This window comes from Cryobacterium sp. GrIS_2_6, from assembly GCF_035984545.1.
Classification (GTDB): domain Bacteria; phylum Actinomycetota; class Actinomycetes; order Actinomycetales; family Microbacteriaceae; genus Cryobacterium.
Map to the genome: position 1 here is coordinate 2133766 of NZ_JAXCHP010000001.1, position 22891 is coordinate 2156656.

The window sequence follows — 22891 nt, forward strand, 5'->3', positions numbered from 1 at the left end:
GGCATGGATTCTTCCGGCGTGGTCCCTGAGGGAACCAGGGGCGTGAACCGGGCGCGACTGGCGTGGGAGGTCGTCATCGTCCTCGGGCTGTCGCTCGGGGCATCCGCCGTCTATTCGATCGTGTCGATCATCGCCCGCCTGACCGACAGGACCCCGCTCGGCAACCAGTCGACGACCATCAACGGCTCTCAGTCGACCCGGGAATGGCTCGACTTCACCTACCAGTTCCTCGGCATCTTCTTCGAGCTTTTCGCGGTCGCCCTCGTGCTCTACCTGCTCTGGCGGCCCGGGTCGAGCAGTTTCCGTCGGCTCGGCTTAGACCTGACCCGGCCACGGCGGGACCTGGCGGGCGGCGTCCTGCTCGTGCTCGCCATCGGCATCCCCGGTCTCGGCCTCTACCTCGCGGGGCGGGCGCTCGGGATCACGGTCGCGGTCGTCGCCTCCCCCATCGACACGTTCTGGTGGACGATCCCGATCCTGCTGTTCTCCGCGCTCCGCGCCGCGCTCAGCGAGGAGCTCATCGTCGTCGGGTACCTCTTCACCCGGCTCAGGGAGCTCGGCTGGTCGACCTGGACGATCATCACGGCATCCGCACTGCTCCGTGGCAGCTATCACCTGTACCAGGGCATCGGGCCGTTCATCGGCAACGCGGCAATGGGCGTCGTCTTCGGCTGGTGCTACACCCGCTGGGGCCGAACGGCACCGCTCGTCGTGGCGCATACGATCCTCGACGTGGTTTCTTTCGTCGGCTACCCCCTCGCGGTCGCGTGGTGGCCGGCCCTCCTCGCCCCCGCCGCCTAGTTTCCCTTCGCGAAAGCGGCTCTCCTGACGTTACCGTGGGTGGTTTCCGAGCGCCTTAACGAGTGCACGCCGCTCTCCGTCTAGGTTTCTAACTGACAAAGGCAAGAAACACAGGGACGAGAAAACGGCGTGCAAAACTCAACACTATGGCGGACTCTGCTCGGAGTCGACAAAACCATCGTCGAAGCGGTCGATCTCGACGCGGATACGGGCATGCTGGTCGCGTCGGTGCGCCCAACGGCATCGATGCGGAACCGGTGCGGGGCCTGCCGGAAGCGCTGCCCGCGCTACGACGCCGGTGACGGGCGGCGCCGCTGGCGATCCCTGGACGCCGGCTCGGTGCAAATCCACTTAGAAGCTGCGGCGCCGCGGGTGAGCTGCCGGGTGCATGGCGTGACGGTCGCCGCCGTGCCGTGGGCCCGGCATCAGAGCGGGCACACTTTGTTCTTCGATGACCAGGTCGCGTGGCTGGCCACGCAAACATCCAAGTCCGCCATCACCGTGCTGATGCGCATCGCGTGGCGCACCGTGGGCGCGATCATCACCCGGGTTTGGGCAGATACGGAGAAGCAGTTCGACCAGTTCGCGGGCCTCACCCGGATCGGGATTGACGAGATCAGTTACAAGCGCGGCCACAAGTACTTGACCTGCGTCGTGGACCACGATTCTGGCCGTCTCGTCTGGGCGGCACCAGGCCAGGACAAGGCCACCCTCGAGACGTTTTTTGATGCGTTGGGGCCGGAGCGTTCGGCACTGATCACGCATGTTTCCGCGGACGGTGCGGCCTGGATCGCCAGTGTTGTCGCGGAACGAGCGCCGAACGCTGTTCGCTGCGCTGATCCGTTCCACGTCGTGAAATGGGCCACCGAGGCCCTCGATGAAGTCCGCCGGGGCGCGTGGAACGAGGCCCGCAAAGCCGCCCGGCACAACGATGCCCGACGCACTCGCGGCCGGCCCCCAGCCGACGCCCCGGCACGCCCAGACAGCGCCCGGGCGACGGGCATCAAGAACTGCCGATACGCGCTTTGGAAGAACCCGGAAAACCTGACCGAGAAGCAACAAACGAAGCTCGCCTGGATCGTGCAGACCGACCCCCGGCTGGCTCGGGCGTACTACCTGAAGGAAGGCCTCCGTGTGATCTTCAAACTGCCTCTCGAGGAAGCGACCGAAGCTCTCGACAAATGGGTTGGTTGGGCTCGCCGCTGCCGCATCCCGTCCTTCGTGAAACTGCAGAAGAGCATCGTGAAACACCGCACCGCGATCCTGGCCTCCATCGAGCACAGCCTCTCCAACGGCCGCGTCGAATCCATGAACACCAAGATCCGCCTCATGACCCGCATCGCGTTCGGCTTCAAATCACCCGAGGCCCTCATCGCCCTCGCAATGCTCAGCCTCGGCGGGCACAAACCCGTGCTTCCCGGCCGGGACTAACCCACGGAAGAGTCAGGAGAGCCGCGAAAGCGGGTGAATCGTCGGTTTGGGTTAGCCAAAACGACGATTCAACCGCTTTCGCGCTGGGGTGGGGGTGGGGTGCTAGTCGGCGAAGGCCTCGGGCGGCGGGCAGGCGCAGACCAGGTTCCGGTCTCCGAAGGCGTTGTCGATCCTGCGGACCGGCGGCCAGTACTTGCCGCGGATGAGGCTGCGAAGCGGGTAGACCGCGGTCGCGCGGTCGTAGGCGTGCTCCCACTCCCCCTCGATCACGGACTGTGCAGTGTGCGGGGCATTGTGCAGGGGGTTGTCGTCGGCCGGCCAGACGCCGGCGGCGACGGAATCCGCTTCGGCCTTGATCGCGATCATGGCCTCGATGAAGCGGTCGATTTCGCCGAGGTCCTCGCTCTCGGTGGGCTCGACCATGAGCGTGCCCGAGACCGGGAAGCTCATCGTGGGGGCGTGGAAGCCGTAGTCGACGAGGCGCTTGGCGACGTCGTCGACGGTCACGCCCGTCGCGGCGGTCAGCGGGCGCAGGTCGAGGATGCACTCGTGTGCGACGAGCCCGTTCTCCCCTGAGTAGAGCAACGGGTAGGCGCCCTCGAGCCCCTTCGCGACGTAGTTGGCGGCGAGCACCGCAGCGCCGGTGGCCTGCTTGAGGCCGTCTGCGCCCATCATGCGCACGTACGCCCACGAGATCGGTAGGATGCCCGGGCTCCCGTACGGTGCTGCAGAGACCGGGCCGCCGCCGTGCACGACAGTACCGACCGCGATGCCGGTCGCGATGCCGGTTGCGCGCACAGTGGCGGTTGCGCCCCCGTCGGCGCCGCTGCGCAGGTAGTGCTCCGCGTCCTGGGCGAGCGGGTGGCCCGGCAGGAACGGCGCAAGGTGCGCCTTGGCCGCGACCGGGCCGACACCGGGTCCGCCGCCGCCGTGCGGGATGCAGAAGGTCTTGTGCAGGTTGAGGTGCGACACGTCGCCGCCGAAGTCGCCGTACCGGGCGAAGCCGAGCAGGGCGTTGAGGTTGGCGCCGTCGACGTAGACCTGCCCGCCGGCCGCGTGCACGGCCTGGCAGATGGTGCCGACCTCGTGCTCGTAGACACCGTGCGTCGAGGGGTAGGTGATCATGAGCGCGGCGAGGCTGTCGGCGTGCTCGGCGATCTTCGCGCGGAGGTCCTCGAGGTCGACGTTGCCGAGCTCGTCGCAGGCGACGACGACGACCTTCATCCCGGCGAGCACTGCGGATGCCGCGTTCGTGCCGTGCGCGCTCGACGGGATCAGGCAGACGGTGCGTTCGGCGTCGCCGTTGGCCAAGTGGTAGCCGCGGATGGCGAGCAGCCCGGACAGTTCGCCCTGGCTCCCCGCGTTCGGCTGGAGCGACACCGAGTCGTACCCCGTGACATCCGTCAGCCAGGTCTCGAGCTGCCGGATGAGTTCGAGGTAGCCCTCGACGTCGTCGCGCGGGGCGAAGGGGTGGATGCTGCTGAACTCGGGCCAGCTGACGGCCTCCATCTCGGTCGCGGCGTTGAGCTTCATGGTGCAGGAGCCGAGCGGGATCATGCCGCGGTCGAGCGCGTAATCGTAGTCGGCGAGTCGCTTCAGGTAGCGCATCATGCTCGTCTCGGAGCGGTGCGTGTTGAAGACGGGGTGCTCGAGGTACGTGGTGGTGCGGGCGAGCTCCTCGGGGAGCCCGGTGACGGATGCCTCGAGGTCGACGTGTCCGAAGGCATCCGTGCCGCCGAAGGCACCGAGCACTGCGGCGAGGTCGCTCCGGGTGGTGGTCTCGTCGACACTGATGCCGATCGTGTCGCAGTCGACCTGGTAGAGGTTGACACCGGCGCCCGAGGCGCGGGCGACGATCTCGGCGGCACGGGACGGTATCGAGACCCGCACGGTGTCGAAGAAGGTGTCGTTCAGCACCGTCGCGTCGGCGGCGCGAAGCGCGGCGACGAGCCGCCCGGCGTTCTCGTGCACCCCGCGGGCGATCTGGCGGAGCCCGTCCGGGCCGTGGTAGACCGCGTACATGCCCGCCATCACGGCGAGGAGCACCTGGGCGGTGCAGATGTTCGAGGTCGCCTTGTCCCGGCGGATGTGCTGCTCGCGTACCTGGAGCGAAAGGCGGTATGCCGGGTGGCCGGTCGCGTCGACGCTCACGCCGACGAGGCGCCCGGGCATCTGGCGTTCGAGGCCCTTGCGGACAGCAAGGTAGCCGGCGTGCGGACCGCCGAAGCCCATCGGAACGCCGAAGCGCTGGCTCGTGCCGACGGCCACGTCAGCGCCGAGTTCGCCGGGCGACATGATCAGGGTGAGCGCAAGCAGGTCGGCGGCGACCACGGCGAGAGCGCCCTGGGCGTGTGCGGCCTCGATCACGGCGGCGGGATTCCAGACCCTGCCGGTCGCGCCGGGATACTGCACGAACACGCCGAAGTAGTCGCCGAGCCCGGCGGAGGCATCGGCGTCACCGGCGGCGGAGGGCTCCGCGACGGCGCCGAGCGTGCCGAAGTCGGTCTCCTCGAGCTCGATCCCGAGCGCGGCGGCCCGGTTCGCGAGCAGTGCCTTCGTCTGCGGGAGCGCGTCGGCGTCGACGAGGAACCGGTGCGACGGCGACTTCGAGCCGCGCCGGGCGAGGAGCATGCCCTCGACGACGGCTGTCGACTCGTCGAGCATCGACGCGTTCGCGGTTTGCAGACCGGTCAGGTCGGCGATCATCGTCTGGAAGTTGATCAGCGCCTCGAGCCGGCCCTGGGAGATCTCGGGCTGGTAAGGGGTGTACGCCGTGTACCAGCTCGGGTTCTCGAGGACATTGCGCTTGATCACGGCCGGCGTGATCGTGTCGTAGTAGCCGAGCCCGATCATCGAGCGCTGCACGGTGTTGCGGCCGGCGAGGGCGCGCAGCTCCGCGAGCGCCTCGCGCTCGCTCGCTGCGGGCGGAAGCAGGGTGTCCGACTCCGACCGGAACGCGTCGACGTGGATCGAGGCGGGAACGGCAGCGGCCACGAGGGCGTTGACGGACTCGTAGCCGAGGCGGGCCAGCATCGTGGCCTGCGCCGCGGGATCCGTGCCGATGTGCCGCTCGGTGAACGGGCGCTCGGTGGCCTGGGCTGAGGCCTGGACGGTCAGGGTGGGACTGAGGTGCTTGGTCATCTGGCGCTGCCTGCTTCCTGGGAGCTTATTCGCCGGTGAGGGCGGAGTATTCAACGTGGCTGAGGAGGGGCGGCAGCTCGAGGAACGTGACCTTGATCAGCCAGCCCTCTCCGAACGGGTCGCTGTTGACGAGCTCGGGGCTGTCGACGACACCGTCGTTGGTGGCCGTGACCGTGCCACTGACCGGCGCGAAGAGCTCGCCGACCGATTTGGTGGACTCGATCTCGCCGACGATCGAGCCGGCGATGACGCCCGTTCCGACGGCGGGCAGCTCGACGAAGACGACGTCGCCGAGCTTCTCTGCCGCGTACGCCGTGATTCCGACGGTTGCGGTGTCGCCCTCGATGAGGACCCACTCGTGTTCTGCGGTGTACTGGAGGGTGGCCTGGTCGGTCATGGGGTGTCCTTTCGGCGGAACAACGGGCAGTGCGTGCTGGTTTGGGGGGGTGCCGGCGAGAATCGCCGACGGGAGTACGTGGGCGGATGCCCCGGGGGTCAGGGCTTGCGGGAGTAGAACGGGAGCGCGGTCACGGTCGCCGGGATGCGCGTGCCGCGCACGTCGACGAAGACCTCGGTGCCGAGCCGGGCGATCGACGGCGAGACGTACGCCATCATGACCGGATGTCCCAGGGTCGGGGACAGGGCGCCGCTCGTGATCATGCCCTCCGGTGTGTGCGCGTCAGCGCTGCGGAAGACGTCGTAGGAGGCGCGGCCGGCGCGCTTGCCAGCGGACACGAGTCCGACGAGCACGGCGGACCCCGCCTGCGGCCCCTCTTCGCTCGCGGCGCGGCCGATGAAGTCGGTCTCCTTGGCGAGGTTGACGACCCGGCCGAGTCCGGCCTGGGCCGGGTAGGTCGCCTCGCTCAGTTCGTGGCCGTAGAGCGGCATCCCGGCCTCGAGACGCAGGGTGTCGCGGCTCGCGAGTCCGGCGGGCACGAGGCCGTGGTCGGCGCCGGCCTCGGTGAGCGCATTCCAGAGAGCGAGGGCCTGATTGATGGGCACGTACAGTTCGAAGCCGTCCTCCCCTGTGTACCCGGTGCGGGCGATCAGCACAGGGACATCGGTGAATGTGCCCGTTATGGCCCGGTAGTAGCGGAGGGCGCCGAGGTCGTCCGTGGCCATGAGACCGTCGGTCGCCTGCAGGATGGCGAGGGCGTTCGGGCCTTGCACGGCGATGAGCGCGGTGTCGTCGCTCTCGTCGGTCACGGTCACGTCGAAGCGGGCAGCGCGCTTGGTGAGGGCCTCGAGCGCCGGGAAGTGGTTGCCGGCGTTGGCGATCACGAGGAACTCGGTCTCCCCGGTGCGGTACACGACGATGTCGTCGACGATTCCGCCGGCCGCGTTGAGGATCAGGCTGTACTTCGCCTGGAATAGGGCGATCGCGGAAAGCTTTCCGGCGAGGGCGTAGTCGAGGTGCGCCGCGGCATCCGCCCCGCTCACCCGGATCTCGGCCATGTGGGAGAGGTCGAACAGGCCGGCGGCCGTGCGCACCGCGTGGTGCTCGGCGAGATCGCTCGAGTAGCGCACCGGCATCTGCCAGCCGGCGAAGTCGGTGAAGCTGGCTCCGGCGTCGACGTGCGCCTGGTGCAGCGGGGAATACCGTTCGGTCAGATCCGGGGTCATGAGTTCTCCAGGCAGGTCGGCCGCGGCCGAGCGAGATTCTCGGGGTCGTGGCGACCCCGTGGGAACTCCCCCTCTGTCGTCAGGCCTGAGAGCTTCGCCGCGTCCTGGTCGGGACGGGACTTTCACCATGGGCGAGCCGCATTGTGCTGCGACTACTTTTCAGAGTGGCCAGTCCGATGCGGTACGAGTACCTGAGAGATTGTCGGGGAGGATTGCTCCTTCGGTGTCCGGCCGCCGAGGCGCCGGACTCTCCCGCATCGGCCGTGTCGGCCCGGTATTCAGTTGGACGGCGCGCCTGTTCTGGCTCAACCGCTTCGCGAGCAGCTTAGCAGCCGGAGGTCCGCCAGGACCGGCTCCGGCCTACCCGATCGCGCAGCACGCCCGCGCCGGATCCTGCCTCGCCGGGTACCCCGGTCAGGCGCCGAAGGAGTCGGCGACCGCCTCGGTGACCTCGATCAGCCGGGTGAGCAGGGCCTCCATCGACTCCGACCGCAGCAGCTCAATCTGGTCGAGGGGTCCGATCGGCGCGATCGCCGCGAGCTGCCAGGCCGCGACAGCCGGGTCGCCGGAGAGTTCGACGTCGGGCGCCCAGGGCTGCTCGGTGAATTCGCTCGCGAGCGCAAGCGCCCGGCGCACGACCCGTTCGGCCCGCTCCCGCAGAGGGAACAACTCGTCGTCCCACTCCAGCTCGGCGAGCTCGCGCACGCTCGCCCGCGGATGCGGGTCGTCGTCGAGCCACTCGAGCACCTCGATGCGCCGCTCGCCGTGGGCGACCACGCCGACGAACCCCTCGGGGGCCTCGATCTGCGTGATCCTGGCCACCGTCCCGATCCCGAACCGGTGCTCACCGCCGCCGACTTCCTGGCCGCGCTCGATCAGCACTACGCCGAAGACCGCGGTCTCGGCGTCGAGCACCCGCGCCATCATCACCAGGTAGCGCTGTTCGAACACGCGCAGGTGCAGTGGCATGTGCGGAAACAGCACCGCGCCCAGTGGGAACATCGGCAGAGTGGTCACTCGCCCACCCAACCACGCTCGAGCCCTCTGACCAAGCCCCTCCCCTCCCGGAGCGCGAGGGTCAGGACTCGGTGACGGTGCCCGCGGCGACCGACCAGTGCCGGTCCGTGTGGACCGTGGCAAGCATCCGCCGGTCGTGGGTGACCAGGAGGAGTGTGCCGGTGTACCCCGAGAGGGCCTGCTCGAGCTGCTCGATCGCGGCGAGGTCGAGGTGGTTCGTCGGTTCGTCGAGCACGAGCAGGTTGACGCCGCGGGCCTGGAGCAGGGCGAGGGCCGCGCGGGTGCGCTCCCCCGGCGACAACTCGCCGGCCGGACGGGTGACGTGGTCGGCCTTGAGCCCGAACTTGGCGAGCAGGGTGCGCACCTCCGCCGTCGAGAGGTCGGGCACAAGCTCCTCGAAGCCCTCGGCGAGCGGCCGGGAACCGAGCAGGAGCGACCTGGCCTGGTCGATTTCGCCGATCCGCACGCTCGCGCCAACGCTCGCGGTGCCGCCGTCCGGAACCGAGCGGCCGAGGATGGCGCCCAGCAGGGTGGTCTTGCCCGCGCCGTTCGGCCCGGTGATGCCGATCCGTTCCCCTGCATTGACCTGCAGCGAGACCGGCCCGAGGGTGAACCCGCCCCGGCGGAACACGGCCTCGTTGAGAGTCGCGACGACCGCGCCCGACCGCGGCGCCTCGCCGATCGTGAAGTCGAGCTGCCATTCCTTGCGCGGTTCCTCGACCTCGTCGAGGCGTTTGATCCGGCTCTCCATCTGCCGCACCTTCTGCGCCTGCTTCTCGCTCGATTCAGCGGATGCCTTCCGCCGGATCTTGTCGTTGTCCGGCGACTTCTTCATCGCGTTGCGTACGCCCTGGCTCGACCATTCCCGCTGGACGCGGGCCCGGCCAACGAGGTCGGCCTTCTTCTCGGCGAACTCCTCGTAGTGTTCGCGCTTGTGCCGCCGGTCGGTTTCGCGCTCCTCGAGGTAGGAGTCGTAGCCGCCGCCGAAGACCCGGTTGGCGCCCTGGGCGAGATCGAGTTCGAGCACCCGGGTGACGCAGCGGGCCAGGAATTCCCGGTCGTGACTGACGAGCACGACCCCGCCCCTGAGTCCGTGCACGAAGGCCTCGAGCCGTTCGAGTCCGTCGAGGTCGAGGTCGTTCGTGGGCTCGTCGAGCAGCACGACGTCGAAGCGGCTGAGCAGCAGGGCCGCCAGGCCCACCCGGGCGGCCTGGCCGCCGGAGAGCGAGGTCATCGCCGCGTCGGCGGCGAGGCTGAGGCCGAGGTCGGCGAGCTGGGCGGGCATCCGCTCGTCGAGGTCGGCGGCGCCGCTCGCGAGCCAGCGGTCGAGGGCAGCGGAGTAGACGTCGCCGGGATCGCGGCCGTCGGGGCCGCCGCCATCGCCGACGGGCGTCTCACCCGCGAGCAGGGCGGCGGCGGCATCGAGCTCGCGGCTCGCGTCGGCGCAGCCCGTGCGGCGGCCGATGTAGTCCGCGATCGATTCGCCCGGCCTGCGGTCAGGCTCCTGCGGCAACCAGCCGACGAAGGCATCCGCCGGGGAGAGTCCGACGCTGCCGGCCTGCGGGGCGAGCCGGCCGGCGAGCAGCCGCAGCAGCGTCGACTTGCCGGAGCCGTTGACCCCGAACACCCCGACGACGTCGCCGGGCGCGACGGTCAGGTCGAGCGAATCGAAAAGGGTACGGTGCGCGTACCCGCCGGCGAGGCCCTTGGCCACGAGCGTTGCGGTCATTACTCCATGGTCTCATTGCACCTGTTCTCCCGGCACCGCGTAGCCTGTTACTGCCCCGTGACCGGCACGGCGGCAGTTCGAAGGGCTTTCTTGTGGACACCACCCTGCTCCGGCGTTTCGTCACGACCGCCGAAGCCACCAACTGGGGTGCCGCGGCGAAGACCCTCAACATGACCCGCGCCACCCTCCTGATCTCCATCAGGAAGCTCGAGGAGGAGGTCGGCGGCGAACTGTTCGTCACCGTCGACGACGTGCCCACCCTGACGAGCGCCGGACTCGAACTGCTCGAGGTCGCGCGACCCGTGGTGCGGAAGCCGGCTGCAGCAGCAGCCCCGCAGAAGCCGGCGAAGGCCGGCGGCAAGGCGAAAGCCTCCAAGGGCCAGGGCCGAGCGCCCGCGGTCAAGGGGGCACCGAAGCCCAAGGGGCGCCGCCAGTCCCGCTAAGCGGCGTCACGCGCCTGCCCGTTAGGCTGGGCTCGTTCGCACTCACGAAGGGCAGGGTCATGACGCACTCACGTCTCACCGTCTCCGGCACGGCAGAGCGGATGCCTGCCGCATGAACTGGGTGATCGCCGGGCTTCCCCTGCACCCACTGCTCGTGCACGCGAGCGTGATCCTGATCCCCCTCGCCGCCCTGTGCACCGTCCTGAGCCTGATCTGGCCGACGGCCCGGCGGCGGCTCGGCATTGTGACGCCGATACTCGCGTTCGCCGCTCTCGGCGCGACCGTCCTGACGGTGCAGGCCGGTGAGGCCCTCGCCGAGGTGATCACCCCGACCGCGCTGAGCGGGGCGCACGTCGCCATCGGCGGAACGGTGCGGTTCTGGATCTTCGGGCTCTTCCTCGTCGCCGCGGCGCAGTGGCTCTGGTTCCGCTATTTCGGGCCGGGACAGAAGTTCGCCGCTCGGATCCCGTCCGCCAGCACGAGAACGGTCCTGACCGTTGTCCTCGCGGTCGCTGTCGCCATCACCTCCGTCGGCTCCGTTGTCTCGGTCGTCATCGTCGGCGACACCGGAGCCCAGGCCGTGTGGGCCCCGGTCATCAGCGGCACGAAGTAGCCAGGCATAACGCGACCTAGAGGTGGCTTGAGCAGCGGTCGCAGGGGTCGCAGCGCTCGAACGAGCGCCGGCAGCCCTTGACCACGGCCCGCGATGGGTGTAGTACGGACGCCGTGAGTGCCCGGACCGGTTCCGGGCATGCCGTCCGAAGGAGGAATCATGGCACCCTTCACCCTCGACTCTCTGCGTGAACGAGTCCGCGGATCCGTGATCGGACCTGACGACCCGGGGTACGACGACGCGAGAGCCGTCTACAACGGGATGATCAACAAACGTCCGGCCGCCGTCGTCAGGCCCTCGCAGGTCGCCGACGTGATGACGAGCGTCGCGTTCGCCAGGGAACACGAACTCCCCGTCGCCGTCCGCGGCGGCGGGCACAGCGCCCCCGGCTTCGGCACGGTCGACGGCGGACTCGTCGTCGACTTCGTCGCCCAGACGGGTGTTCGGGTCGATCCGGCCACGGAAAGAGCACGTTCCGGGCCCGGGGCGACCTGGGCGGACTTCAACCACGCGACCCACGCCTTCGGCCTCGCAACGACCGGCGGGATCATCGGCTCGACGGGCGTGTCCGGGCTCACCCTCGGCGGCGGAATCGGGTACCTCTCGCGGCAATACGGACTGTCGTGTGACAACCTGCTCTCCGCCGATGTCGTGACCGCGGACGGACGGTTCCTCGTGGCGAGTGAAACCGAGAACGCGGACCTGTTCTGGGCGCTGCGCGGCGGCGGCGGTAACTTCGGAGTGGTCACCTCTCTCGAGTTCCGGCTGCACCCGGTCTCCACCATCTACGGGGGCCTGGTGATCTACCCCGCGTCGGAGGCAGACACCGTCGGCCGCTTCTACCGGGACTTCATCGCGAACGCCCCGGAGGAGTTCGGCGTGTTCCTCGGGTTCCACCAGGGACCGCCGGTGCCTTTCCTGCCCGAGCAGTGGCACGGTCAACCCGTCTGCGTCATCGTCGGCTCCTGGACCGGGCCCCTCGACGAGGGCGAGAAGCGCTGGCAGCCGATCCTCGACGCCGCGCCCGTCGCCGGTTCGTTTGTCGGGCCGCTCCCGTACCCCGTGCTGAACGGTCTGTTCGACCCGATGCTGCCGAAGGGCATGCAGGCGTACTGGAAGGCGGACTTCCTCGCCTCCCTGAGCGACGACGCGCTGCGCGTCGCCGTCGACTTCGGCACCCGGATCCCGAGCATGGAGTCCGCGAACCACTACTACCCGATCGACGGGGCGGTGCAGCGGGTCGCACCGGGGGCGACGGCGTTCGCCTACCGGAACATGGGCTTCGCGCCGGTCATCGCCGGGATGTGGCACGACCCCGCGGACAATGCTGCGAACATCCGCTGGGTTCGGGACTACTGGGAGGCACTGCACCCCTTTGCCGAGCCCGGCGGCTACATCAATTTCATGGACGCCGACGATCAGGGCAGGATCGCGCAGAACTACGGGCCGAACTATCAGCGGCTCACGGAGGTGAAGGCCGTCTACGACCCGGACAACGTGTTCCGCGTCAACCAGAACATCAGTCCGCGCGTCAGTGCCCCGTCTGCCGGCACCCACGCGCCGGGGGCCCAGGAGGGAGGCGTCACCAGCGTCGAGGACTGACCGGCCGTCGTCGGGTCACGCCTTCTTGACCACGCTCGACTTCAGCTGCATCGCTCCGACGCCGTCGATCCTGCAGTCGATGTCGTGGTCGCCAACGCCGTCGACCAGGCGGATGCCCCGTACCCTCGTGCCGACCTTGACCACGGTCGAGCTGCCCTTGACCTTGAGGTCCTTGATCACTGTGACGGTGTCGCCGTCCGCGAGAACGGTACCGAAGGCATCCGTGATCACGCGCTCGGCGGATGCGTCACCCGGGTCGGCCGCCAGGCTCACGTCGGCCGCGGCCCATTCGTGCGCGCACAGCGGGCAGACGAGCAGTGCGCCCATCTCGTACGCGAGGTCGCTGGAACATTCGGGGCACGGGGGCAGGGTATCGGTCACTTCCCCACCGTAGTCGAGCGGGGTCGAGCGGGGTCGAGCGGGGTCGAGCGGGGTCGAGCGGGGTCGAGCGGGGTCGAGCGGGGTCGAGCGGGGTCGAGCGGGGTCGAGCGGGGTCGAGCACCAGACGTTCAGTGCCGGCTACCGATGATCAGGCCCATAATCGTGACGTTGAGCACGTCGCTCGAGACCTCGATCAGCCAGACCCGGAACCCGGCCCCGGCGAAGAGCCGGTGCGAGAGCGACGAGGCAGCGGCGAGCCCGATGCCGAGGTGACCGGCAGCAGGCGCCGCGTGTTTCGATCCCGGACCCGGCCCTTCCCACCGGTCCGGGCTGGATCCCTGACAGTGACAGGGGAGGGAAGACGTGCGAAGCTTCTGGTCAGGGGTTATTTTCGTCGTCCCTGTGATGGGGGATGCACGATGAGACGTCCGGCCCTGTTCCTTGCTGCGGCTTTCACTGCAGCGCTCCTGCTGAGCGGATGCGCCGGGCCGGCCACCGGGGACACCGCCGCCGGTTCGTCCCCGCTCGCGAGCCCGACCCCCTCCCCTGCGATGGTCTCGCCTGCGCCCACCGCCACGGCGAGCGCCGCCCGCCTCTCGATCGGCGCGCTCACCGTCAGCACCATCGACGCGACCGGCGCGACGATCGCGACGACCCCGTACTCGGGCGGCGCCGCGGCCATGGTCGCCTTCCTCTCCGCGGCGATCGGAGTCGCGCCGACCGTTGCCCGCGCCGACCCCGAGACCGGCTGCTCGGGGGCGGCAACGACGTACACCTGGGCCGCCGGGTTCCTCGTCAACGTTCCAGACACCGAGAGCCCGCCGCTCTACACCTGGACAGTCCAGGCCCGCTCCGCGCAGGTGGGCGCCGCCGGGGTGACCGTGCAGTCCAGCACGGGGCTCGTCGTCGGCACGGATGTCTCCGCGAGCGCCGCCGCCCTGCCCGCCGACCAGAAGATCGACGAGTACACCGACGGCACCGGTCCCCTCGTCTTCGAGGTCGCCGGCCGGAACGCGGAGGGCAAGCCGTACGGCGGCGCCGCCCTCGTCGGTCAGGGCGGCGTGTTGTCCGCGATCGCCGCCCCCGCCGGCCTCGGCCAGTTCTACTGCTGACACGGGTTGAGCCGGGCACCGGCATCCGCCTGCTGTAACGGCCGCAACGGCCGTAGCGGCGGGACTAGGCCGTCGTCTTCGCGGCCGCCTTGGCCGCCCGCTTGGTCTCCCGCACCCGCGCGAGCGACTCGGCGTCGACGATGTCCGCAACGGATGCGTGCGAGCCGTCCTGCCCGTACGGCGCCGACGCCTCCCGCCAGCCCGGCGCGGCGAGAGCGAATCGCTTCCCGAGGATGGCCAGGAAGATCTTCGCCTTCTGCTCGCCGAAACCGGGCAGCGCCCTGAGCCGACGGAGCAGCTCAGCGCCGTCGGGGGCCCCGGAGGTCCAGATCGCGGAGGCGTCGCTGTTCCAGTCCCGGTCGACGACCTCGGCGAGCGCTTGCACCCGTCCGGCCATCGAGCCGGGAAAACGATGCACGGCCGGCGTCGTCCGGAAGACTTCGACGAAGGAATCGGCGTCGAATGCCGCGATCGTCGCGGGATCCAGGGTGCCGATCCGGTCCCGGATCTTGGCCGGCCCGGCGAAAGCCGTCTCCATCGGTACCTGCTGGTCCAGGAGCATCCCGACCAGAAGGGCGAACGGGTTTTCGCTGAGCAGGGCGTCTGCGGCGTCGTCGCCGGTGATGTGCAGCGTCATGCCGCCATTGTGGCACCGGCAGCGTCGACGCGCGCGGAGTGGCCCGTGAGCACCCGCAGGCAGCCCGTGAGCACCCACACCGGCAGCAGCAGGGATCACCGCGCCTGCTTCGACAGCCCGCGCCCGAAACGGCAGGCGCGGGCTGCCGATTCGGGCGCGGCGGCGACGCTACCCCGACTTCGGGGCCGGGTGGCGGGCCGACCGGAGCGGATGCCTCCTGGTTCACGCCCGCGTGTCATACTCCGCGAGTGACGCTCTTCGAATCCGACCACGGCTGGCCTCCGCCTCCAGCGCGGCGACCGCCCCCGTGGCGGCTGCGGGGCATCGCGTTCGGGCTGGTGATCGCGGGCGCCGCCGCCGCGGGATTGGTCCTCACTGCGCTGCCGTCGAATCCGCTTTCCGCGCTCACGTCTTACGCCCTCTCTCCGGAGACCGCACAGATCGCCGACCGGATCGGCTTCAGCGATGAAGGGCGCGAGATCTTCCTCGACGCGCACCCGCAGCTCCTCGACAGCAGCGACTTCCGTCGGGCGTGCGACGACAACCCCGATGGAGCACAGGATGGCGACTTTGCCACCGTCGGTTGCTTCTACGGTCTCGGGGAGCACTTCGGACGGATAGCGATCTTCCGCCCCGGCGACGCCAGGCTGGCCGACCAGATCGTGGTGACGGCTGCCCACGAGTTCCTGCACGCCGCTTATGCCCGGCTCACGTCCGGTGAGCAGGCGCGCCTCGACGCGCTCCTCGACACGCGCTGGTCCACCATTGCGGCGGATGACCCGATTCAGGCCAGCGTCGATTCTTCGGTGGGATCGGCGGCCGAGAACCGGTCCACCGAGGAATTCGCGTATTTCGGAACCGAGATCGCCGATGCGGTCGACCCGGCGCTCGAGGCTTACTACACCCGCTATTTCCGCGACCGCGGTGCGCTCGTCGCGATCCACGACGCCGACCGCGCCCTCCGGGACGGCCTGGAGGCCGAATACAGTGCGAAAGCGGATGCCCTCGCCGTCCGGGAACAGGCGAACGCTGACGCGGGCGCGCAGTTGCAGGCCGACCGTGCGCAACTGGCCGCCGACCGCGCCTGGTACAACCGGCAGGCCGATGAGTACAACGCTCTCTCCCCGGAGGTCCGCGCCCGCACCTACGTCGCCGACTCCGACGGCACCGCGGGCGGTGAGCCGTACGGCAGCTATCTGGCCGGCAGGCTGGCCGAATTCGCGACGAGGGAGGCCGACCAGTCGCGGCGTCAGAGCGAACTCGACGCGGCCGAAGCCGCAGCCCCGGCGGCGCGCACGGAAGTGGAACGACTCTATGCGGACATCGAGGCGCTCAATGTCGCCGCCGTGCCTGCCACGTGACGCGGGGCCGTTGTTGCCGAAAGCCGGCCGAGGTGCTCTGATGAGCGAATGAGCGAATCGCCCCTGACCGTTCTGGCCACGAAGCTCTTCATCCCGTCGCCCCGACCGAACGCCGTCTCCCGCCCTCGCCTCATCGCGCGTTTGCGGGAGGGGCTCCGCGCCGGTCACAGGGCCACTCTCCTGTCGGCGCCGGCCGGATTCGGTAAGACCACGGTGGTGAGCCAGTGGATCGCAGACACCCTGGCCGGTGAACCCGGCGCTCGTGTCGCCTGGCTCTCGCTCGACGCGAGCGATAACGACCCCTCACGGTTCCTCACGTACCTCGTAGCGGCCCTGCACCGCGCCGATCCTACGGTCGCCGCGGATGCACACGCACTTCCGCTCTCGTCGATCGAGGGCACGATGGCCGCGCTTATCAATGACGTCGCGGCAATACAGCACCCGATGGTCCTGGTGCTCGACGACTTCCACCTCATCGAGGACGGCACGATCCGCGACGGGCTCGTCTTCCTGATCGATCACCTGCCGCCGAACCTGCACCTGGCCGTCCTGAGTCGCTCCGACCCGCTCCTGCCGCTGGCCAGGCTGCGCGCGCGGGGCGAGTTGACCGAGTTGCGTGCCGCGGACCTGCGCTTCACTCCCGACGAGGCCGCAGCGTTCCTGAACGAGGTCATGCACCTGGGGCTCTCCCCCGCGCACGTCGTCGCCCTCGAGACCCGGACGGAGGGCTGGATCGCAGGCCTTCAGCTGGCGGCACTGTCCATGCGGGACCGCTCGGACGTGGGCGGTTTCATCCAGGGCTTCACCGGAAGTCACCGGTTCGTGATCGACTACCTCGCCGAAGAGGTGCTGCACCGCCAGCCCGATCACGTCCGCGCCTTCCTCTTCGATACCGCGATCCTCGGCCGGCTCAGCGCCCCCCTCTGCGACGCGGTCACCGGTCGAACCGACAGCGGCGAGATGCTCGCGGCCCTCGAGCGGGACAACCTCTTCGTCGTCCCCCTCGACGACCGGCGCGAGTGGTATCGCTATCACCACCTCTTCGCCGACGTGCTGACGGCCCGCGTACTTGCAGACGGTCCCGACCGGGTACCGGACCTGCACCGACGCGCCAGCGAGTGGTTCGAACAGAATGCGCTGCCGGAAGATGCGGTCGCTCATGCCCTCGCCGCCGGGGACTTCGGGCGGGCCGCCAGGGTGATCGAGTCGACGGTGCCCGGCGTGCGCACGAGCAGGCAGGATGCGACCCTGCTCGGCTGGCTCGCGCTGCTTCCGGGAGACGTCATCAGGCGCAGGCCCGTTCTGGGCGTCTACCGCGCCTGGTCATTGCTCGTGTCCGGTGATGTGGATGCCGTCGAACCGTTACTGGCGGACGCCGAGCGGGCGCTCGGCGCACCAATGATGGACGGCACGCGGGCCCATGATTCGGCAGCAGGCGAGGAACTGCGGATACTCCCCGTCACGATCGCCCTGTACCGGGCCGCGGTCGCACAGGCGCGGGGCGACGTCGCGGGAACCCAGGCGCAGGCGCGCCGCGCCCTGGATCTCACCGGCCCCGACGACCACTTCGGGCGCGGCGCGGCGGCCGGTTTCCTCGGGCTGGCGTCCTGGGCCGTCGGCGACGTCGGCGCCGCGGTCGACGCGTTCGGCGAGGTCGCGACGAGCCTCCGGCGGTCCGGCAACCTGGCCGACATGCTCGGCACCACGATCGTCATGGCCGACCTCCTCATCCAGCAGGGGCGGCTGCGAGACGCCGAGCGCGCCTGCGACGATGCCCTGCGGCTCGCGGTGGAACAGGGAGAGCCGGTTCCCCAGTCGACGGCAGACCTGCACGTCGCCGTCAGTGAGCTCCTTCGTGAACACTCCGACCTGCCCGCCGCCCGGGAACAGTTACTGACGAGCCAGGCACTCGGCGAGCGGGCGTCGCTGCCCGAAAACCGGTATCGCTGGTTCGCGGCGATGTCCCGGATCGACGAGGCGGAGGGACGACTCGACGACGCCCTTGACGCGCTCGGCACCGCCGAGCGCCTGTACCGGCCCGGGTTCTTCCCGGAGGTGCGGCCGCTTGCCGCGATGAAGGCCCGGCTCTGGATCAAGCAGGGACGACTTAGTGACGCCCAGGGATGGGCAGACAGCCAGGGGCTCGCGACAACGGATGCGCCGAGTTACCTGCGCGAGTTCGACCACCTCACGCTCGCGAGGCTCTCGATCGCACGGCACGCGTCCGTTCCACCGGCCGGCTCCCTCGACCCGACAGCGGCCCTGCTCGGCCGCTTGCTCGAAGCGGCGGATGCCGGTGGCCGCGCCGGACGGGTGAACGAGATCCTGGTCCTGCAGGCGTTGGCGCACGCGGCAGCCGGCCGCACCGACCTGGTGCTCCGCCCGCTCGCGCGCGCCCTCGCGCAGGCCGAACCAGAGGGGTACGTGCGGCTCTTCCTGGACGAGGGCGAGCCGATGGCCGCGCTTCTCCGAACGGCAGCCGACGAGGGAATCGCCCCCGACTATGCTCGCGGCCTCAGCGAGGCGTTCATGCGCGAGGACGATCCGGGGGCATCCGCCCGGCCGCTCGCCGAAACGCTCAGCGAACGCGAACTGCACGTGCTCAGGCTGCTGGCGACAGAGTTGAGCGGGCCCGAGATCTCCCGCGAACTGTACGTCTCCGTGAACACGCTGCGCACCCACACCCGGCATATCTTCGGCAAACTCGAGGTCACCAACCGGGCGGATGCGATCCGTCGCGCTGAAAAGCTCGGCCTGGTCTAGTCGGCGCGTCGGTGCCGGCAGTTGCGTGACTTCGTGACGGACAATCGCCCCAGAGATCACCCAGAGATCACCACCATGATCATCACGTGGAGTGATGCCCCGTCACCACATGTCTCCCTAGATTCAGGGTGTCTTCAGGCAACCGCCTGGGTCACGCAGAACATCGGAGCCACTCATGAGCATCACGACATCCACCCTCACCCGCGCGGCCTCCGGAGCGGCCGCACTCTCCGGGCTGATCTACATCATCATCCAGTTCATCCACCCGGCCGACGTGGTCGCCTCGCTCTCCACCCAGATGTGGATCACGGTGCACGTCCTCAGCTTCGGTATGGCCGTCCTCGGCATGATCGGTCTCACCGGAATTTACCTGCGGCAGGTGCAGAAGTTCGGGCTGCTCGGCCTGATCGCTTACCTGATGTTCGGATTCTTCTTCATTCTGCAGGCATCCTTCAACTTCACCGAAGCCCTCATCGCGCCGCTGGTCGCGACCGCAGCCCCCCAGCTCGCCGTGGACATCGTCGGGCTGTTCGGCCGCTACCCGGCCGTGAGTGACCTCGGCCCCCTCGCTGCCCTCCCCCAGGTCGGCGGTCTGCTCTACGTCGTCGGTGCACTGCTGTTCGGCATCTCCATCCTCCGCACCCGTGTCCTGTCACGCGGGGCCGGCATCCTTATGATTGTTGCAGCGGCTGTGACGCCCATCGCGGGCGCACTGCTCCCGCACACCCTCGAACGGATGGCCGCCATCCCCATGGGCCTCGCCCTGATCTGGCTCGGATACTCCCTGTGGACGAACCTGCGCACAACGACGGCGCCCGCGGCGGTCAACCCCGCACGGCTCGACACGATGCCGACGGTCTGACCTGGATTCGCCGGACGACCGAGGAGGAATGACATGAAAAACGGACACGTGGCGCCCCTCGGGCGCGGTGAACTCGACACGTACGAGATCCGGCTTCAGGGGCAGCTGGATGCCTGTTGGACCGACTGGTTCGACGGCTTCCGGCTGACCGAGGGGAACGACGGGACAACGACCCTCACCGGCCCGGTCGTGGACCAGGCCGCTCTGCACGGGCTGCTGAGACGGGTCGGAGACCTGGGGGCCACGTTGATCTCGGTCAACGTCCTGACGAGGAGCGACCGGTGACGAACCACAAGATCACTCGAGACACGTCGACACGGGACAAGGCGACACGGGACAAGGCGACACGGGACAAGGCGACACGGGACACATCGACACGAGACTCGGCGGCACAAGTTAGGACGGCAGGAGACAGGCCGGAACCAGACAGGCCGACACGAGACAGGCCGACGGGAGACAGGCCGGCTGCCGCGGTGCCCGGCGCTGATCGTTCGCGGGCACGAACGCGAACTCCCCGGCCGAAGTGGCTGCCGCCGGCCGGACTGATCCTGCTGAGCCTCATCCCGATTCTCGCCGGGGCCGCGCGCCTCACCGAGCTGACGGGGGGCGCCGCCGCGACCGAGAACAACGCCCGGTTCCTCGACTCCCCCGTACCCGTCCTCACCCACATCGTCAGCGTGACCGTCTTCTGCCTCCTCGGCGCCTTCCAGTTCGTTTCCGCCCTGCGGCGCCGGCCGGGCAGGTGGCACAGCATCGCGGGAGTCATCCTCATCCCCGCCGGCCTGCTCGCCGCGCTGTCCGGCCTGTGGATGGTGGTGTTCTACCCGCACCCGCCGGGTGACGGCATCGCCATCGGCGTGATCCGGCTCGTCTTCGGGTCGGCGATGGCCGTGAGCCTCGTTCTCGGTATCCGCGCGATCCTGCGCCGCGATTTCATCAGGCACGGCGAGTGGATGACGCGGGCCTACGCGATAGCCGTCGCCGCGGGCACGCAGGCGCTGCTGCTGATCCCGGGGGCGATCCTTTTCGGGGCGCAGGACGAGCCCTCCCGCGCGGTCCTGATGGGTGCCGCCTGGGTCCTGAACCTGACGGTCGCCGAGTACCTCATCCGCAGTCGGCGCCGTCGCCGTCGCTAGACGGCGTCGGCCCAGGTCCGTTCTAGAACGGTGTCGGGTCGTCGGGGTCGTCGGGTGTGGGGTCAAGGCTCCAGACATCCACGAACGGGACCGGTGGTTTCGGTGCGGGTTTCGGTTTCCGCGGTGGTCTCATGTCCGCTGAGGGTTCGACGATGTAGCTGTACCCGGCCGGGGAGGTCCATTCGATGCGACCGTCGCCGAGGTGCCTCGGCGACCACCGGGTGTAGCTCTTGACCGCGTGGTGATACGGGCAGAGATGGGCGAGGTTCATCGCGTCGGTCTCCCCGCCGTGCTGCCACTCGATGCTGTGGTCGAGGTCGGACCGTTTGGCGGAGCGGCGGCAGCCCGGGAAGGTGCAGGTTTCATCCCGCACCTCGAGCCATTTCTTGAGCGCGGCGGGTGGTTTGTAGGTGTCGCGTCCCATCGAGAGCACGACGCCGGTTTCCGGGTGGGTGAGTAGCCGGGTGAAGCTCGGCGCCCCGGCGGCGAGACGCCTCGCGGTGTCGGGGTCGATGGGTCCGTACCCGGCCAGGTACCCGGGTTCCTCGCTCTTCCCCAGCAGGGTCAGCACCGGAACGGTGACGTTGACCTGCGCGGCCACCCCGGCACCGAGTCCGTCAGGGGTGACCCCGCCGATCAGGACGTCGGTGAGGACGTCCGCCGCCAGCTGGGTCAGCGTGCGGGTTTTCCTCCGGCCCCTGCAGGGTCAGCGCCGTGTCGAGGGTGCGGTGGTAGGCCGCCTGCACCTTCTCCGCGTCCCCGGTCAGGTACAGGGAGGCCATTCCGTCGTTGAGGGCCTGGAACACCACGTGCCGGTCTTCGACGCTTTTCTGGTGCCGGGCGGTGATGGTCTCGGGGTGAGTGCGTTCCCGCACCCTTCGGGCCCGGTCGGCGAGCTTCGCGACGGTGAGGAATTCCGCGTCGGGCACGAGGACGTCCTCGAACACGGCGCGGGCCCGGGCGGCCGCCACCGGGTCATCGACCCGGATGCCCCAGGCCTGCTCCATGATGACTTGCGCGTGCCGGTAGCTGATCACCCCGGAGGTCAAGGCGTCCCGGGTTGCGGGGAGCTCCTCCGCGAGGGTGCGGCTGGCTTCGATCAGGGTCTCCGCCGTCCGGCGCGGGAGCCGGAGCAGGGCGCCGACCTCGCACGTGAACTCCTCCTTCGTGGCCTCCTCCGGCGACCACGGCGGGCGCGGGCCGCCGGCGCGTTCTGCGGCCTCCGCCCGGGCACGGCCCACGTCCGCCAGGACCCGTTGCGCCCCATAGATCGCAGCGGCCCGCTTCGCGGCGGCCCGGTTCATCTCCCGGTCCGCCTCCCGGATCGCGTCATACACCTCGGGCAGGGACGGCTCCACGAGACTGAGGTGCCGGGGGTTGAGGGAGGTCTCAGGAGGGTTGTCGGGCGGGGCCCCGGGCGGGGGTTCCGCCGTGCTGTCCACCGTGCTTTCCGCGTGAACTTCTGAGGGTTCTTCAGCTGTCATACCGGTCACTCTACGGAGGACCACCGACATTCCACCGGCATCCGCCACCACACAAACCACCTGTGGATAAGCCGGTCAGAAGCACTTTGTTGAGGACAAGCCGGCGCGCAAGCCCGCCATGTCCGAATCGGCCGCAGCTACGCCACCACCGATCCCGCTCGACGGGTCAGGAACTCAGTATTCGCCCTTGATCACGAAGTAGGAACCCCGGATGACGCCGGCCAGCTTCGATTTCTGCCGCGCGAATTTGAATCGAGTGGCCAGTTCTTCGGGCACCTCCATGCCGTCGGCGAGCTTGAATCCGACGGCACGCTTCTGACCATCCTCGATGCCGTACATGACGTTGATCGAGAGTCCGGACTCGTAGAACACGTAGGCCATCCGAATTCCCTCGACTTCGAAGGAGGTCACCTCCAGCGGCCGCGAGGCGATGACGATGTCGCGCTCCTCCTTGAGGATGCGGCGTATCCACTCAAGCACGTCCGGAGCGTCGCTCACAGGGCTGACGGTCAAGACATGATCGTATTTGTTCTTGAAGTAGCGCGCCTCGTTGGCCCGCAAGCCGGCGAGCGCGTACATCACCGGCGACGATTCAAGTCCGACGGTCGATACGTTCACGAAGTCGACAATGTACGACATGCGGCCCCTCTTCGTTTGTGGTGCCGCCCACGCTAGCGCCGCATCCGCCTTCAGAGTATCGAACTAGCCGCAGAGTTCTTTAGCGATGCCGGCCTGCGGCGACACGATGATCTGGC

21 protein-coding genes and 1 riboswitch are annotated in these 22891 nt (G+C 69.1%); of the genes, 11 read left to right on the top strand and 10 right to left on the bottom strand.

What is annotated here, in order from left to right:
* Nucleotides 1–3: 3 nt before the first annotated feature.
* Nucleotides 4–801, top strand: coding sequence for a CPBP family intramembrane glutamic endopeptidase (locus RCH22_RS10545; RefSeq protein WP_327015503.1), 798 nt, complete (start codon nucleotides 4–6; stop codon nucleotides 799–801).
* Nucleotides 802–930: 129 nt separating this feature from the next.
* Entirely contained in the window at nucleotides 931–2232 is a 1302-nt protein-coding gene (locus RCH22_RS10550) for an ISL3 family transposase (RefSeq protein WP_322135197.1), read from the top strand.
* Between the two features lie 102 nt (nucleotides 2233–2334).
* Here RCH22_RS10550 and gcvP read toward each other — a convergent pair whose 3' ends face one another.
* The 5 genes from gcvP to RCH22_RS10575 all read right to left on the bottom strand — a co-directional run bounded on the left by gcvP (nucleotide 2335) and on the right by RCH22_RS10575 (nucleotide 9742).
* Nucleotides 2335–5373 carry an aminomethyl-transferring glycine dehydrogenase gene (gene gcvP / locus RCH22_RS10555; protein WP_327013935.1) on the bottom strand — a complete coding sequence of 1013 codons (3039 nt, stop codon included), beginning with the start codon at nucleotides 5371–5373 and terminating at the stop codon, nucleotides 2335–2337.
* Nucleotides 5374–5398: 25 nt separating this feature from the next.
* Complete coding sequence (gcvH, locus tag RCH22_RS10560) at nucleotides 5399–5770, bottom strand: glycine cleavage system protein GcvH (protein WP_327013936.1); 372 nt, start codon at nucleotides 5768–5770, stop codon at nucleotides 5399–5401.
* A 98-nt stretch (nucleotides 5771–5868) separates the two neighbouring features.
* Complete coding sequence (gene gcvT, locus RCH22_RS10565; protein ID WP_327013937.1) at nucleotides 5869–6996, bottom strand: glycine cleavage system aminomethyltransferase GcvT; 1128 nt, start codon at nucleotides 6994–6996, stop codon at nucleotides 5869–5871.
* A gap of 169 nt (nucleotides 6997–7165) precedes the next feature.
* A riboswitch (glycine riboswitch) is annotated at nucleotides 7166–7261 on the bottom strand.
* A 149-nt stretch (nucleotides 7262–7410) separates the two neighbouring features.
* Nucleotides 7411–8013 (bottom strand): LON peptidase substrate-binding domain-containing protein, encoded by a 603-nt coding sequence (locus RCH22_RS10570; RefSeq protein WP_327013938.1) that lies wholly within the window; start codon nucleotides 8011–8013, stop codon nucleotides 7411–7413.
* Nucleotides 8014–8074: 61 nt separating this feature from the next.
* Entirely contained in the window at nucleotides 8075–9742 is a 1668-nt protein-coding gene (locus RCH22_RS10575) for an ABC-F family ATP-binding cassette domain-containing protein (RefSeq protein WP_327013939.1), read from the bottom strand.
* Nucleotides 9743–9834: 92 nt separating this feature from the next.
* Between RCH22_RS10575 and RCH22_RS10580 the strand changes: the two genes are divergently transcribed.
* From RCH22_RS10580 to RCH22_RS10590, 3 genes are all read left to right on the top strand, one after another.
* The gene (locus RCH22_RS10580) at nucleotides 9835–10185 is read left to right on the top strand and encodes a LysR family transcriptional regulator (protein ID WP_134449519.1); all 351 of its coding nucleotides are present in this window, start codon (nucleotides 9835–9837) and stop codon (nucleotides 10183–10185) included.
* A 112-nt stretch (nucleotides 10186–10297) separates the two neighbouring features.
* The gene (locus RCH22_RS10585; protein ID WP_327013940.1) at nucleotides 10298–10798 is read left to right on the top strand and encodes a DUF2231 domain-containing protein; all 501 of its coding nucleotides are present in this window, start codon (nucleotides 10298–10300) and stop codon (nucleotides 10796–10798) included.
* Between the two features lie 159 nt (nucleotides 10799–10957).
* On the top strand, nucleotides 10958–12400 hold the full coding sequence (locus RCH22_RS10590) for an FAD-binding oxidoreductase (RefSeq protein WP_327013941.1): 1443 nt from the start codon (nucleotides 10958–10960) through the stop codon (nucleotides 12398–12400).
* A 15-nt stretch (nucleotides 12401–12415) separates the two neighbouring features.
* On the opposite strand, the gene RCH22_RS10595 is transcribed toward RCH22_RS10590, so the two are convergent.
* Complete coding sequence (locus RCH22_RS10595; protein ID WP_327013942.1) at nucleotides 12416–12781, bottom strand: zinc ribbon domain-containing protein YjdM; 366 nt, start codon at nucleotides 12779–12781, stop codon at nucleotides 12416–12418.
* Nucleotides 12782–13200: 419 nt separating this feature from the next.
* Here RCH22_RS10595 and RCH22_RS10600 point away from each other — a divergent pair, with 419 nt between their 5' ends.
* Nucleotides 13201–13893: a hypothetical protein gene (locus tag RCH22_RS10600; protein WP_327013943.1), complete on the top strand. Its 693-nt coding sequence runs from the start codon at nucleotides 13201–13203 to the stop codon at nucleotides 13891–13893.
* Between the two features lie 64 nt (nucleotides 13894–13957).
* Here RCH22_RS10600 and RCH22_RS10605 read toward each other — a convergent pair whose 3' ends face one another.
* Nucleotides 13958–14530 (bottom strand): HhH-GPD-type base excision DNA repair protein, encoded by a 573-nt coding sequence (locus RCH22_RS10605; RefSeq protein WP_327013944.1) that lies wholly within the window; start codon nucleotides 14528–14530, stop codon nucleotides 13958–13960.
* A gap of 248 nt (nucleotides 14531–14778) precedes the next feature.
* On the opposite strand from RCH22_RS10605, the gene RCH22_RS10610 reads away from it, so the two are divergent.
* The 5 genes from RCH22_RS10610 to RCH22_RS10630 all read left to right on the top strand — a co-directional run bounded on the left by RCH22_RS10610 (nucleotide 14779) and on the right by RCH22_RS10630 (nucleotide 20652).
* On the top strand, nucleotides 14779–15891 hold the full coding sequence (locus RCH22_RS10610; RefSeq protein ID WP_327013945.1) for a hypothetical protein: 1113 nt from the start codon (nucleotides 14779–14781) through the stop codon (nucleotides 15889–15891).
* A 48-nt stretch (nucleotides 15892–15939) separates the two neighbouring features.
* On the top strand, nucleotides 15940–18654 hold the full coding sequence (locus RCH22_RS10615) for a LuxR C-terminal-related transcriptional regulator (protein WP_327013946.1): 2715 nt from the start codon (nucleotides 15940–15942) through the stop codon (nucleotides 18652–18654).
* Nucleotides 18655–18829: 175 nt separating this feature from the next.
* Nucleotides 18830–19516, top strand: coding sequence for a hypothetical protein (locus tag RCH22_RS10620; protein ID WP_327013947.1), 687 nt, complete (start codon nucleotides 18830–18832; stop codon nucleotides 19514–19516).
* Between the two features lie 33 nt (nucleotides 19517–19549).
* On the top strand, nucleotides 19550–19801 hold the full coding sequence (locus RCH22_RS10625) for a hypothetical protein (protein WP_327013948.1): 252 nt from the start codon (nucleotides 19550–19552) through the stop codon (nucleotides 19799–19801).
* Between the two features lie 188 nt (nucleotides 19802–19989).
* Nucleotides 19990–20652 (top strand): DUF2306 domain-containing protein, encoded by a 663-nt coding sequence (locus tag RCH22_RS10630; protein ID WP_327013949.1) that lies wholly within the window; start codon nucleotides 19990–19992, stop codon nucleotides 20650–20652.
* Between the two features lie 22 nt (nucleotides 20653–20674).
* Here RCH22_RS10630 and RCH22_RS10635 read toward each other — a convergent pair whose 3' ends face one another.
* From RCH22_RS10635 to RCH22_RS10645, 3 genes are all read right to left on the bottom strand, one after another.
* On the bottom strand, nucleotides 20675–21328 hold the full coding sequence (locus RCH22_RS10635) for an HNH endonuclease (protein WP_327015504.1): 654 nt from the start codon (nucleotides 21326–21328) through the stop codon (nucleotides 20675–20677).
* A complete protein-coding gene (locus RCH22_RS10640; RefSeq protein WP_327013950.1) occupies nucleotides 21270–22136 on the bottom strand; it encodes a DUF222 domain-containing protein in 867 nt (288 codons plus the stop codon). Before RCH22_RS10640 ends, RCH22_RS10635 begins: the two co-directional genes overlap by 59 nt.
* Before the next feature lie 174 nt (nucleotides 22137–22310).
* The gene (locus RCH22_RS10645) at nucleotides 22311–22775 is read right to left on the bottom strand and encodes a phage tail protein (RefSeq protein ID WP_327013951.1); all 465 of its coding nucleotides are present in this window, start codon (nucleotides 22773–22775) and stop codon (nucleotides 22311–22313) included.
* Nucleotides 22776–22891: the final 116 nt, after the last annotated feature.